The following is a 13874-nucleotide window of genomic DNA, read 5'->3' as shown; positions in this document are numbered from 1 at the left end:
AAGCAACTAAGCAGCGCCATGCTCAAATCCCTCCGCCGGTATGGACCGGATCAGGTTCGACGGGTGTGCTCTCAGCGGAAAAAATTACTACGCGCGTGTTGAACCGACGTTGGGCAGTGTTCGCAATCCTCATGTAGCCAGGTACACTCCGGTTGCTGTGCGCTGCCGCCGTCTTCTGAACACGGCTCGCTGCGTTTTTATGCAGCGTTCGTTATTTTCCGCACCCCGTTGAGACGGCGTTATTGTAAAGACTAATTTGCGCTGGTGAAAGGCGATTATGCTTCCGGCGGTGCAAACCAGGCAGATTTAAAGTCAAACCAGCCGAGGGTGTTCATGCGTACCCCGCGCATACTGCGTTGCCCATGCAGTTGCAGCCAGTGATGGAATAACGGATGCAACTGATGGCGGCTGACCAGGCGCTGGCAGAACTCCGCCATCGGCAGGCGGTTATCGCGCCACAATGCGGCATCCTGCGCGATATCCTCACTCAGACAGTGTTGGATCAACGGCAGTTCATACAGCGTGGCAAACAGGGAAAACTCCAGCGGCAATGTGAAGTTGGCGCTGCCCAGCCACAGATCGCTTTGCGCCTCACCTTTATGCCAGGCATCGTAGTTGATGGTTTGCACATTGAGTTTGATGCCGTGTTCGGCCAACAGTGAACCGATGGCTTGCTGGATCGCGTGGAATTCGGAGTGTTCGCTGTAGAAGGTCAACGTCAATTCGGTCAGGCCCGCAGGCTTGGGCAGGTGCCCTAGCGCACGGTTATGTAACCAGCGCGGCAGAATGCCGTAGGCCGGCGCCCAATAACGTTGATAAAGCGGCCCGGCCTGGTTTAGCAGGGCAATTGGGTTGATGAGCTCGCACAGCCAACTGCGGATCGCGGGATCGACCGCCAGCGGTGAACGCTGGTCAAACAGCAGAAAATAACAGCCTTCTTCCAGGCGACTTTCCAGCTCATTTTTGCCGGTATCATCCCCCTGTAACTGGACCCCCGAGTGCACCAGCTCTTCGGTCACTTCCGGCAATACCCAGATATTGACCTCATCGATCAGCGCGCGATAGCCAAAATAGTCGTCAAAGGCGTGGATTTTCATCTGGCTTTGATGATTGTGTATGACGCGATAGGGGCCGGTACCGACCGGATGGCGGGCAAAATCCGGCAGGCTTTGCCACTCGCGCGGCAGGATCATGGCGTGCACGCTGCCCAGCAGCCAGGGTAGCCAATAGTCCGGTGTGTGCAGATGTACGTCAATGACATAGGGCGTGGGTGAAATGACCTGTTCAATATGTGAAAACAGGGGTTGTGGGATCAGACGGTTGAGCGAATCAATCACATCCGCCATTTCCAGCTCGCGCCCATGATGAAAATGAATGGCGGGGCGCAGATAAAAACGCCAGTGGAGAGACGTCATCCTTTGCCAATGGTGTGACAGATCGGATTCTAGTTCCCCGTTTTCCTCATTTATTCGGGTCAGCCCATTGAATATCTGCCGAGCCAGATGGGTTTCTGAACGGCGTAGCGCCGAACCGGGCAGCAGGTTGTAAAGTTGGCGATAGTAGAGCACGCGCAGGATATGTTTCCCTTGACGGAAGCTGCGCCCCAACTGGGATAGCAACATCTGGCGTACCACATTCTTATCACCCACCAGTTGCACCAGTTGGTCGATACGATCCTGTTCCAGCAACTCTTCGGCCCGCTGCTGCTGCAAAGCCAGGCCCGTGTAGTGGAAGGTTAGCTGTGAACGTTTACCGCGCCCGGACTCGGCCTGCCAGGTCAGCCAGCCTTCATGCTGCATGGCGCCCAGCAGTGAGCGGACATGGCGGCGGGAACAACTGAGCACTTCTGCCAGCTCTTGCAGGGTGGTTTCAGTGGGCTGCCCATGGCAGCGTTGCCATAGGCGGATGAACTGTTGTTGCAAGCGCGAGGTAGACATAAAAGAGGAACTCTCCGGCATCAAGTCGTCAATTTATCTTTCCCTATATTACGCCGATAATTTCACTAGATAGAAAGTGTTTCTGAGTAATGGTGCTTTTCACCAGCCAGTGGGGCAACTCACTGGCATTTTTATCTGCTGCCACTGCTTTCATCCAAGATTTTCCTTCTGTAGCATAGCCTTCTTTGTTTCTGGTCAGGGACGCAGGTATGAATGTCACCCGCTGGTTGCCACGCCGTTTTAACCCCGTTTTTGCCGCTTTCCTGATCATTGCTTTCCTCACCGGCATTGCCGGGGCATTGCAGGCCCCTACGCTGAGCCTCTTTCTGACCACCGAGGTAAAAGTTCGCCCTCTGTGGGTCGGCATGTTTTATACCGTCAATGCCATCGCCGGGATTATCGTCAGCTTTCTGTTGGCCAAGCGTTCTGATACCCGTGGCGATCGGCGCAGGCTGATCTTACTGTGTTGCATGATGGCCGTGGGCAACAGCCTGCTGTTCGCCTTCAACCGTGACTATCTGACGTTAATCACCGCCGGGGTGCTGCTGGCGGCGATTGCCAATACCGCCATGCCGCAGATTTTTGCTCTGGCGCGGGAGTATGCCGACAGTTCGGCGCGTGAAGTGGTGATGTTCAGCTCGGTGATGCGTGCTCAGCTTTCGCTGGCCTGGGTGATCGGCCCGCCGTTGTCGTTCATGCTGGCATTGAACTACGGTTTTACAGTGATGTTTATGATTGCGGCGGCCATTTTTGGCATCAGCGTGCTGCTGGTATGGCTGATCTTGCCTTCGGTGCCGCGAGCTCAGATTGAGATCAGCGTGGATGCTCCGCCGATTGCGCCGATTAGCGCCTGGCGCGATCCGGATGTGCGCCTGCTGTTTCTGGCCTCAATGCTGATGTGGACCTGCAACACCATGTATATCATCGATATGCCGTTGTATATCACCGCTGATCTGGGGTTGCCGGAACGGCTGGCTGGCCTGTTGATGGGCACTGCCGCCGGGTTGGAAATCCCGGCAATGCTGTTGGCAGGTTATTACGTCAAACGTTTTGGTAAGCGTAATATGATGCTGTTTGCCGTCGCTGCCGGGGTGCTTTTTTATGCCGGATTGGTATTGTTCAAATTCAAGCTTGCCCTGATGGTTCTGCAACTGTTCAACGCTATCTTTATCGGCATTATTGCCGGGATTGGCATGCTTTATTTCCAGGACCTGATGCCTGGGCGGCCGGGTGCTGCAACGACGATGTTTACCAATAGTATTTCCACCGGAGTGATCCTGGCAGGTGTACTGCAGGGGGTGCTGGTTGAAAATTTTGGCCACTACGCGGTGTATTGGTTGATCACTCTTCTTGCGTTGCTGGCGCTGTGGATGAGTGCCCGAGTGCGGGAAGTGTGATGTGTAACACAATGTTAATTGACGTGTGTCATTGAGAGTATCGTTGCCTATTATCTAATATGAATGGACTCAGGGCGTGGCCTTCATGCCCTTAACCATCTTGTTTGCTGAGATGCCGATCCCGTTTTTTAAGTGGGTATGTTATGGATAAACTAACGCCGCTCAAGCCTGTTCCTTCCCTTTTTGCTGTTATTGTCGCTCTGCTTATCTGGTTTGTGATCCCTGTTCCCGAAGGCGTTGCTCCGAATGCCTGGCATTTGCTGGCGCTGTTTATCGGCACCATCATTGCCATTATCGGTAAGGCGATGCCGATTGGCGCCGTGTCAATCATCGCTATTGCTCTGGTGGCGCTGACCGGGGTGACCAACCCTGGTAAACCCGGTGCGGCGTTGGATGATGCGCTGAGTGGTTTTTCCAACCAGCTTATCTGGTTGATCGGTTTCTCGATCATGATCTCCCTCAGCCTGAATAAAACCGGGTTGGGATCGCGCATTGGTTATTACTTTATTTCGCTGTTTGGTAAAAAAACGCTGGGGATCGCTTATGCGCTAACCATGGCGGAAACCGTGCTGGCGCCGGTTACGCCGAGCAACACTGCCCGTGGCGGCGGGATTATCCACCCCATCATGCGATCGATCGCCGACAGTTTTGGCTCCAAGCCCGAACTGAATACCTCCGGCAAGATTGGCCGCTATCTCTCGCTGGTGAACTACAACATCAACCCGATCACCTCGGCCATGTTTATCACGGCAACTGCGCCTAACCCGCTGATTGTTAATCTTATCGCCAAGGGGGCCGGTTCCGAGTTCGAGCTTACCTGGTCAATGTGGGCGGTGGCGGCGCTGGTTCCGGCTATCTGTTCACTGATCGTGATGCCGCTGGTGGTGTACCTGCTGTATCCACCAGAAATTAAAAGCACTCCAGATGCGCCGCTTTTTGCCCAGGGTAAACTGCAGGAGCTTGGCAAAATAACCTTACCCGAGAAAATCACGCTGGGCGTCTTTGCCCTGTTGCTGGTGTTATGGGCAGGGGTTCCGGCGATGATCTTTGGCCCGGCGTTGGCGGTGAATCCAACCACCGCTGCAGTGATCGGTTTGGCCATTCTGTTGGCAACCGGTGTGCTGAGTTGGGAAGATATTCTCAAACATAAAGGCGCCTGGGACACTGTAGTCTGGTTCGCCGCTCTGGTGATGATGGCGACCTACCTCGGTAAACTTGGCCTGATTGGCTGGCTTTCCCAAACGGTGGGGGCGGGTATCGATCAGATGGGGATGAGTTGGGTCGGGGGAACCGTGCTGTTAACTCTGGTCTACCTGTATTCGCATTACTTCTTTGCCAGTACCACTGCACACGTCACCGCGATGTTTGCTGCCTTCTTTGCCGCAGGTATCGCCCTTGGCGCACCGCCAGCTTTGCTTGGCCTGATCCTGGCCTTCTCGTCTTCGCTGATGATGTCATTAACCCATTACGGTACCGGCACCGCGCCGATTATCTTCGGATCAGGTTACGCCACGTTGGGCGAATGGTGGAAAACCGGTTTTGTGATGAGCGTGGTCAACTTGCTCATCTGGGCACTGATCGGGGGCTTGTGGTGGAAGTGGTTGGGCTACTGGTAATGCCTGGTGTTTTTCAAGCTTAGGGGACTCACCCGCCGGGCGGCGGGTGAAGTCACTGAGACTCAGTTCAGAAATGCAGGTTGTTGCGCTTCGTAGCGGGAGATATCCGCTTCGTGTTGCAACGTCAAGCCAATGCTGTCCAAACCGTTAATCAGGCAATGGCGGCGGAAGCTGTCAATCTCAAACGGGTAGCTTTTCCCCCGGCATTCACCGTCTGGTTTTCCAGATCGACGACAAACTCTGTGCCTTCGTTCTCTGCCACCAGTTTGAACAGCGTATCGACATCCTGCTCGCTCAGAGTGACGGGTAACAGCTGGTTGTTGAACGAGTTACCGTAGAAGATATCTGCGAAACTTGGCGCAATCACCACTTTGAAGCCGTAATCGGTCAGCGCCCAAGGGGCGTGCTCACGGGATGAGCCGCAGCCGAAGTTTTCACGGGCCAACAGGATGCTTGCCCCTTTGTAACGGGGAAAGTTAAGCACAAACTCAGGGTTTGGCTGTTGGCCTGCATCGTCCAGGAAGCGCCAGTCGTTAAACAGGTGCTGGCCAAAACCGGTACGGGTCACTTTCTGCAGAAACTGTTTCGGGATAATGGCATCGGTATCGACGTTGGCCGCGTCCAGAGGCACCACTAAGCCGGTATGTTGAGTAAATTTAGCCACGGTGATGCTCCTTAGTGCAATTCACGGATATCGGCAAAATGGCCGGTAACGGCAGCAGCAGCGGCCATCGCCGGGCTGAGCAGATGGGTACGCCCACCGCGGCCCTGGCGCCCTTCAAAGTTACGGTTGCTGGTAGACGCGCAGCGCTCGCCTGGGTTCAGGCGATCATTGTTCATTGCCAGGCACATTGAGCAACCCGGCAGACGCCATTCAAAACCGGCTTCAATAAAGATCTTATCCAGGCCTTCTTCTTCGGCCTGAGCTTTCACCGGGCCTGAGCCGGGTACCACGATCGCCTGAACGCCTGCTGCCACTTTCCGGCCTTTGGCAATGGCTGCCGCAGCACGCAGGTCTTCAATACGTGAGTTGGTGCATGAGCCGATAAATACTTTATCGATTGGCACTTCTGTCAACTTCACGCCCGGTTTCAGATCCATATAAGCCAGCGCTTTCTCGGCAGAGGCTCGTTCAACCGGATCGCTGAAGGAGTCAGGTGCCGGGATAGCCTGGTTGACGGCGATAACCTGGCCGGGATTGGTGCCCCAGGTCACCTGCGGCGCGATATCTTCGGCACGCAAGGTGACAATGGTGTCAAACTTGGCATCGTCATCGGATTTCAGTGTGCGCCAGTAGGCCACACCTTGCTCCCAGTTTTCTCCGGTCGGGGCAAACTGGCGGCCTTTCAGGTAATTGAATGTCGTGTCATCAGGCGCGACCAGGCCCGCTTTGGCACCCATTTCAATCGCCATATTACACAGCGTCATGCGGCCTTCCATGCTCAACGCTTCGATAGCCTTACCGCAGAACTCAACGACGTGGCCAGTCCCGCCAGCGCTACCGGTTTTGCCGATCACGGCCAACACGATGTCTTTGGCCGTGATGCCTTCAGCGGCATCGCCGGTCACTTCAATCTTCATTGTCTTGGCACGGCCCTGTTTCAGGGTTTGGGTTGCCAGTACATGCTCAACTTCGGAAGTGCCGATGCCGAAGGCTAACGAGCCGAAAGCTCCGTGTGTGGCGGTATGGGAGTCGCCGCAGACAATGGTCATCCCCGGCAGTGTCATGCCTTGCTCAGGGCCGATAACGTGCACAATGCCCTGGAAAGGGTGGTTCAGGTCATACAGCGAGACACCAAATTCCGCGCAGTTCTTGATCAGCTCCTGCATCTGGATGCGTGCCATTTCACCGCTGGCATTGATGTCTTTGGTCTGGGTTGAGACGTTATGATCCATGGTGGCAAAAGTTTTGCCCGGCTGGCGCACTTTCCGGCCCATGGCACGCAGGCCATCGAAAGCCTGCGGAGAGGTCACTTCGTGCACCAGATGTCGATCAATGTACAGCAGCGGTGTCTCGTTGGGTGCTTCATGCACCACGTGGGCATCGTATAATTTCTGATATAAAGTCTTGGCCATGATTTATGCCCCTTGAGCCACAAAGCGGGCAATAATGTCGCCCATTTCATTTGTGCCGATGGCTTTGCCTGTACCGGCCAGATCGGCAGTGCGGTAACCCTGTTCCAGCGCCTGATTGATGGCGCGTTCAATCGCTTCAGCGGCTTCATCAGCCCCCAGGCTGTAACGAAGCAGCAGAGCGGCAGACAAGATCTGTGCAATCGGGTTGGCAATGTCTTTACCTGCGATATCCGGCGCAGACCCACCAGCGGGTTCGTACAGACCAAAGCCTTGTTCGTTCAAGCTGGCGGAAGGCAGCATGCCCATCGAACCGGTGATCATGGCGCATTCGTCAGACAAAATATCGCCAAACAGGTTGGAGCACAGCAGCACGTCGAACTGGGAAGGATCCTTGATTAACTGCATAGTGGCGTTGTCGATATACATGTGTGACAACGACACATCCGGATAATCCTTCGCTACCTGGCTGACCACTTCGCGCCACAGGATCGAGCTTTGCAGAACGTTGGATTTATCAATTGAGGTGACTTTGTTGCGGCGTTTGCGGGCAGACTCGAAAGCGATGCGGGCAATGCGTTCGATCTCAAAGCGGTGATACACCTCGGTGTCGAAAGCTCGCTCATGCATCCCCTGGCCTTCACGGCCTTTTGGCTGGCCGAAATAAATCCCGCCGGTCAACTCGCGCACGCACAGAATATCGAAGCCTCTGGCAGCGATATCGGCGCGCAGCGGGCAGAAATCCTCCAGCCCCTGATACAGACGGGCAGGGCGCAAGTTGCTGAACAACTTGAAGTGCTTACGCAACGGCAACAGTGCGCCGCGCTCTGGCTGCTCTGCCGGTGGCAGGTGTTCCCATTTAGGGCCACCCACAGAACCGAACAGGATGGCATCGGCCTGCTCACAACCGGTAACGGTGGCGGCGGGCAGTGGAGTGCCATGGCGATCGATGGCAATGCCACCGACGTCATATTCGGCCTGGGTGATGCGGATCCCAAAGCGCTGGCGCACGGCATCCAGCACTTTGTGCGCCTGAGCCATTACTTCTGGGCCGATTCCGTCTCCGGGCAAGACGGCAATATGGTAAGTCTTAGTCATGTTCACACCGTTTCCTGATTATTTTGATGTTTAGTTTGCTGCAGACGCTGTTTTTCTTTTTCTACCTGCTGAGAGCGCCAAATGTTATTCAGTACGTGGACCATTGCCTTGGCAGAGGATTCCACGATGTCGGTTGCCAAGCCTACGCCATGGAAGCGGCGGCCATTATAAGAGACCACGATATCCACCTGGCCCAGCGCATCGCGGCCCTGGCCTTTAGCCGTCAGTTGGTATTTCACCAACTCGATCGGGTATTCGGTGATGCGGTTGATAGCCTGATAAACAGCGTCTACCGGGCCGTTACCGGTCGCGGCTTCCGCTTTCTCTTCTTCGCCACAAATCAGTTTGACTGAGGCGGTCGCCATGATGCTGCTGCCAGACTGCACGCTGAAGTAATCCAGGCTGAAATGCTCTGGTTCTTCCTGCTGTTTGTTGATGAAGGCCAAGGCTTCCAGATCGTAGTCAAACACCTGGCCTTTCTTGTCGGCCAGTTTCAGGAATGCGGCGTACAGAATATCCAGGTTGTAATCCTGCTCCTTGTAACCCATCTCTTCCATGCGGTGTTTTACTGCTGCGCGGCCTGAACGTGAAGTCAGGTTCAACTGCACGTCTTTCAGACCGATGGTCTGCGGCGACATGATTTCGTAGTTTTCGCGGTTCTTCAGTACGCCGTCCTGGTGAATACCGGAGGAGTGGGCGAAAGCATTGGAACCCACGATGGCCTTGTTGGCCGGGATGGGCATGTTGCACAGTTGGCTGACCAACTGGCTGGTGCGGAAGATTTCCTGATGGTTGATATTGGTGTGCACGTTCATAAAATCCTGACGTACTTTGATCGCCATGATCACTTCTTCCAGAGAAGTGTTACCGGCGCGCTCACCAATCCCGTTCAATGTACCTTCAACTTGACGGGCACCCGCCTGCACGGCGGCGATGGAGTTACCTACTGCCATACCCAAATCATCGTGGCAGTGCACTGAAATGATGGCTTTATCGATATTAGGTACGCGGTCATACAATGTGGTGATGATACCGCCGAACTGATTTGGCGTGGTGTAGCCGACCGTATCAGGAATGTTGATGGTGGTGGCACCGGCATTGATGGCGGCTTCTACTACGCGGCACAGGTTGTCAATCGGAGTACGCCCGGCGTCTTCACAAGAGAATTCAACGTCATCGGTATAGTTACGCGCGCGTTTTACGGAACGTACTGCCATTTCCAGTACTTCGTCGAAAGAGCGTTTTAATTTTGATTCGATATGCAGGGTAGAGGTAGCCAGGAATACGTGGATACGGAAAGCTTCGGCAACACGTAATGCTTCGGCAGCCACGTCAATGTCGTTGTCTACACAGCGTGCCAGACCACAAACGCGGCTGTTTTTGATCTGACGAGCAATGGTCTGTACTGACTCAAAATCACCTGGAGAGGAAACCGGGAAGCCGACCTCCATTACATCGACACCCATTCTTTCCAGTGCCATGGCGATTTGAATCTTCTCTTTAACACTCAGGCTGGCCTGTAATGCCTGCTCACCATCACGCAATGTGGTATCGAAAATAATGACTTGTTGGCTCATCCGGTTGTTCCTTATCGTGTTTGTTTCACGCTAAGCGGGTAAAAAAACCCGCGCACTAGCGCGGGTTTTTTAGGTGATGGGCTGAATCAGCTTTGAACTCCGTCCACCAGCAAACCGCGCAAAGAAGATGCGATTAGTAGTAGGCTTAGTAGACGGTGAGTATGGATCATAGCAGTCAGCTTCTCAAAAATGTTTCGTTGCCTAATTTGATACTTTATTGCCTGCTCTGTGTCAACACCTGATTGAAAACGGGGGTATTGATTGCGACGTGGAGGAAAGCCGGACAGTAACAGGCATAACTTCGGTAAAAGCTTCGTTAGCCAGAGTAAAAAAAGATTGGTTTTGCGATACTTTTAGCATATTCAGTATGAATATTGTGCGGCTACGTTGATTCTGAATAGCGCTCAGTTAAAATTCCTGCAAGTAATAAAGTGAGGAGACACAGGCTGATGCACAGCGCTTCTCGATTTTTGTATTCACTTGGTGAATTTTTTGTTGATTTATCATTTATAATTTGTATTTATATCGAAAAACTAACCGGTTAGCATCAATTAAGTAGCATTAAAGGTAGCTATTTTGGTTGTGCATGATTGTCCCTCATCGAGTTTTATGGTCTGATCCAAGGTGTTGATGAGTGCCAATAAGGTTCTCGTGCATTTAGGTGCTTTACCTGCCAATTTGTTTGTAAACCATCAGCGTGTTTTGAGCTGATGTGTCAAGGGTTACACACCCACAAACGATGCCTCAATATGCACCTTCGTATCATATTTTTATAGGATGATTCTCGATTGTTATCTGAAGCAGATAGCCAATAGAGATAACTAATTTCACAGTGTGGGAATAACGTAATGTGACTTATGCATGCTATTCCCCTGCGCGCTGTCGGAATTATCTACATGGGACTTAGTGGAGTTAGATATGTCCGAATATAATTCAGGAACTGTCTTAGAAAAAGAAAGCAGCGATATTCATTTGCGTAGTGTAGATCTTAATTTACTTACTGTTTTTGATGCGGTTATGCAGATGCAAAATATTACCCGTGCAGCAAATTCGTTGGGAATGTCGCAACCGGCGGTAAGCAACGCCGTGGCACGTTTGAAGATTATGTTCAACGATGAGCTGTTCGTACGTTTTGGCCGTGGTATCCAACCCACAATGCGTGCACGCCAACTTTTTGGCCCGGTACGTCAGGCGTTGCAGTTGGTTCAAAATGAGCTGCCCGGCGCAGGATTTGATGCATTGAGTAGTGAGCGCGTCTTTGTGCTTTCCATCTGTAGCCCGTTGGATATTCGTCTAACTGCAAAAATAATCAATAACGTCAAGAGCATGGCACCCCGTGTTCGGCTGCAGGCAAAGTCATATCTGAGCAATAACATCGAACATCAATTGCGTTATCAGGAAACCGAATTCGTGATTGGTTATACTCGCTTCGAACATCCTGAATTCCAAAACATTGCCTTATTTGACGATGAATTAACCCTGGTTGCCGCCCAGTCACACCCGCGCTTGGCAGTCCATATGACGCAGCAATCAATGCTGGCTGAGCAGCATGCGGTCATTTCACTGGAGAGTTTCTGCTCCTTCAGTAAGCCTTACTATCTCGAAGAAGCTTCACAGAGATGTATCACGCAGCAATGCACCGATCTTTTCAGCGTACTGAATATAGTTTCAATGACCGAAATGGTGGCAATCACCCCACGATGGTTTGCTCAGCGGCATGCAGAATCGCTGCAGTTAAAATTAATCTCTTTGCCGTGGGAGAAGAGAAGCGCTACCTGTTATCTTTCCTGGCATGAGTCAGCTGAACGGGATAAGGGCCATCAGTGGATGAAATCTGTACTTAGCCAATCCGAATTATTGCGTTAATTAGCGATTTATTAACCCAACGCGCTTGCGAGTGCGTCGGGTTAATAGTCGGAGGTAGTTTGAATAGAAAGAAAATGCCCAACCAAAACTAAGAATAATCTGTATATTGGTTAGGAGAAATTAATTTTTTAGTCGAATAGTTAATTGGTTTTATTCGCTGAAATTATATTCTGCTCTCTCAGGTTGAAAGCAGTGTTTTAGACTGTCTTCACACCAGAACATTTACCCTTCTCCTTTTTGCCCATAGAAAACCTTTTGATTCTCTCTTTGTCCAAGATAATGGGAGAAGTGAAAATATCCTGAGTTTTAGCTCACACTTCTACGCTGAAATCCCTTTTCTGACTGCAAGAGAGTAGGTAGACTGCGCGGAAAAAGTAAACACGTGTAAGCTGAGATGCAGGAGCTAAGGTTCCAAACTCAGTTAACTGTTTGATTAATTTCGGGCTTAGAGCGCTATGAGCAATAATTTTTCGCACTATCATCTGGTCCAACGCATACAACATCAGATTTCTTACCGTGCCGAACGTACGGCCTTCCGCCAATGGTCGGCGCAAGGCGAGACGAAGTTGAATTGGTCACAGGTTGGAACGCGCACGACTCATATAGCCAACGCCTTGTTGGGGCTAGGGGTTGAGGTGCAAGAGCGCATCGCGATTTTTGCCAATAACAGTATGGCCTGGTCGTTAGCCGATCTGGCTATTCTACAGCTACGTGCGGTCAGTGTGCCGCTGTATGCCACCAACACGCCTGCTCAGGCAGCCTATATCATTAATGATGCAGATATCCGCATTCTGTTTGTCGGTGAACAAGAGCAACTGGACGCGGCGATTGCGTTGCGTGGCGTTTGCCCACAGCTCAGTCACATTATTGTCTTTGATGCCACGGCAGATCTGCGTGGTTGTGAGATAGCTCAATACCTGAGCGATGTTGAGCTCAATGCCGACGTCGAGCACTTTGATGCCGAGCGCCTGCAAAGGATCGCCGAGTGCGATTTGCAGGATCTGTTCACGCTTATCTACACCTCCGGTACCACCGGTGAGCCTAAAGGCGTGATGCTGGATTATCGCAATATGGGGGCTCAGTTGCAGTTGCATGATGACCGTCTGACGGTAACGGAGGATGACGTTTCCCTCAGTTTCTTGCCGCTGTCGCATGTTTTTGAGCGTGCCTGGAGTTTCTTTATCATGCATTCCGGTGCGCAGAATGTTTATCTGCCCAATACCGATTGGGTGCGTGAAGCGATGGCGGATGTCAGACCAACCCTGATGTGCGCCGTTCCGCGCTTCTACGAAAAAATCTTCAGCGCGGTACATGAAAAAGTTGCACGTGCCCCGTGGCACCGCCGTGTTCTGTTCCATTGGGCCATTGTCTGCGGCGAGCGTAAATTCCTGCAGGAACGAGCGGGCAAACCCCTGGGTAAACTGTTCGATCTTTCTCATCGCTGGGCCGATAAGCTGGTGTTAAGCAAACTGCGGGGGATCCTCGGTGGCAGGGTACGTTTCCTGCCTGCAGCCGGTGCCAAGCTGGATGACAATGTCATTCTGTTCTTCCAGGCGATGGGCGTTAACATCAAATATGGTTACGGCATGACGGAAACTTGTGCCACGGTTTCCTGCTGGGAAGAGAATAACTTCCGCTTTGGCTCGATTGGCAAACCGTTGCCTGGGGTTGAGGTGCGGATCGGTGATGAGAGCGAGATCCAGGTTCGTGGGCCAATCGTGATGCGTGGCTACTTCAACAAACCGCTGGAAACGGAGAATACCTTTACTGCCGACGGCTGGCTGAAGACCGGGGACGCAGGCAATATCGATGAAGGCGGCAACCTGTTTATTACCGAACGGTTGAAGGATCTGATGAAAACATCAGGCGGCAAATATATAGCGCCGCAAATGCTGGAGGGCACGCTGGCGCAGGATCGCTTTATTGAGCAAGTGGCGATCATTGCCGATGCGCGCAAGTTTGTTTCAGCGTTGATCGTGCCAAGCTTTGAATCGCTGGAAGAGTACGCTAAATCGATCAACCTAAAGTACCAGGATCGCTTGGAGCTGCTGCGCAACAGCCATATTATTGAAATGTTCGAAAGCCGTTTGCGGGAGATGCAAAAGGAGTTGGCGCTGTTTGAACAGGTGAAAAAGTTTACGCTACTGCCAGCGGCATTTTCCATGGAGCTTGGGGAACTGACCCCAACACTGAAACTACGTCGTAAGGTGATCCTGCAGCGTTACCAAAATGAGATAGAGTCGATGTATCAGGAAAAGTGAGGGTATTGGCGCCGTAACGGCGAAATAACCGCCAACCTGATTGCCTGAT

The 13874-nt window shown here is 52.4% G+C and carries 8 protein-coding genes and 1 pseudogene; 4 read left to right on the top strand and 5 right to left on the bottom strand.

Features of this window, described 5'->3' with window-relative positions; genetic code table 11:
* Positions 1-275 precede the first annotated feature (275 nt).
* Positions 276-1937 (bottom strand): HTH-type transcriptional regulator SgrR, encoded by a 1662-nt coding sequence (gene sgrR, locus ACQ86O_RS00915; protein WP_431223772.1) that lies wholly within the window; start codon positions 1935-1937, stop codon positions 276-278.
* Between the two features lie 209 nt (positions 1938-2146).
* Here sgrR and ACQ86O_RS00910 point away from each other — a divergent pair, with 209 nt between their 5' ends.
* Together ACQ86O_RS00910 and ACQ86O_RS00905 are read left to right on the top strand one after the other, a co-directional pair.
* Entirely contained in the window at positions 2147-3334 is a 1188-nt protein-coding gene (locus tag ACQ86O_RS00910; RefSeq protein WP_431223771.1) for an MFS transporter, read from the top strand.
* A gap of 143 nt (positions 3335-3477) precedes the next feature.
* Positions 3478-4950 carry a DASS family sodium-coupled anion symporter gene (locus ACQ86O_RS00905; RefSeq protein WP_431223770.1) on the top strand — a complete coding sequence of 491 codons (1473 nt, stop codon included), beginning with the start codon at positions 3478-3480 and terminating at the stop codon, positions 4948-4950.
* A 62-nt stretch (positions 4951-5012) separates the two neighbouring features.
* Here the strand turns inward: ACQ86O_RS00905 and leuD are convergent.
* The 4 genes and pseudogenes from leuD to leuA form a co-directional block, all read right to left on the bottom strand.
* Positions 5013-5614: pseudogene (leuD, locus tag ACQ86O_RS00900) on the bottom strand (3-isopropylmalate dehydratase small subunit).
* Positions 5615-5625: 11 nt separating this feature from the next.
* Complete coding sequence (gene leuC, locus ACQ86O_RS00895; protein WP_431223769.1) at positions 5626-7026, bottom strand: 3-isopropylmalate dehydratase large subunit; 1401 nt, start codon at positions 7024-7026, stop codon at positions 5626-5628.
* Between the two features lie 3 nt (positions 7027-7029).
* Positions 7030-8121, bottom strand: coding sequence for a 3-isopropylmalate dehydrogenase (leuB, locus tag ACQ86O_RS00890; RefSeq protein ID WP_431223768.1), 1092 nt, complete (start codon positions 8119-8121; stop codon positions 7030-7032).
* A 2-nt stretch (positions 8122-8123) separates the two neighbouring features.
* Positions 8124-9698, bottom strand: a complete 1575-nt coding sequence (gene leuA, locus ACQ86O_RS00885; RefSeq protein ID WP_431223767.1) for a 2-isopropylmalate synthase — start codon at positions 9696-9698, stop codon at positions 8124-8126.
* Between the two features lie 918 nt (positions 9699-10616).
* Between leuA and leuO the strand changes: the two genes are divergently transcribed.
* Positions 10617-11564 carry a transcriptional regulator LeuO gene (leuO, locus tag ACQ86O_RS00880; protein WP_431223766.1) on the top strand — a complete coding sequence of 316 codons (948 nt, stop codon included), beginning with the start codon at positions 10617-10619 and terminating at the stop codon, positions 11562-11564.
* A 455-nt stretch (positions 11565-12019) separates the two neighbouring features.
* Positions 12020-13825, top strand: a complete 1806-nt coding sequence (locus ACQ86O_RS00875; protein ID WP_431223765.1) for an AMP-dependent synthetase/ligase — start codon at positions 12020-12022, stop codon at positions 13823-13825.
* The last annotated feature ends 49 nt before the right edge of the window (positions 13826-13874 follow it).

The organism is Serratia sp. L9 (assembly GCF_050632285.1).
Lineage (GTDB): Bacteria > Pseudomonadota > Gammaproteobacteria > Enterobacterales > Enterobacteriaceae > Chania.
The sequence above is the reverse complement of the archived record's forward strand: the minus strand, read 5'-3'. Positions and strand labels throughout refer to the sequence as shown.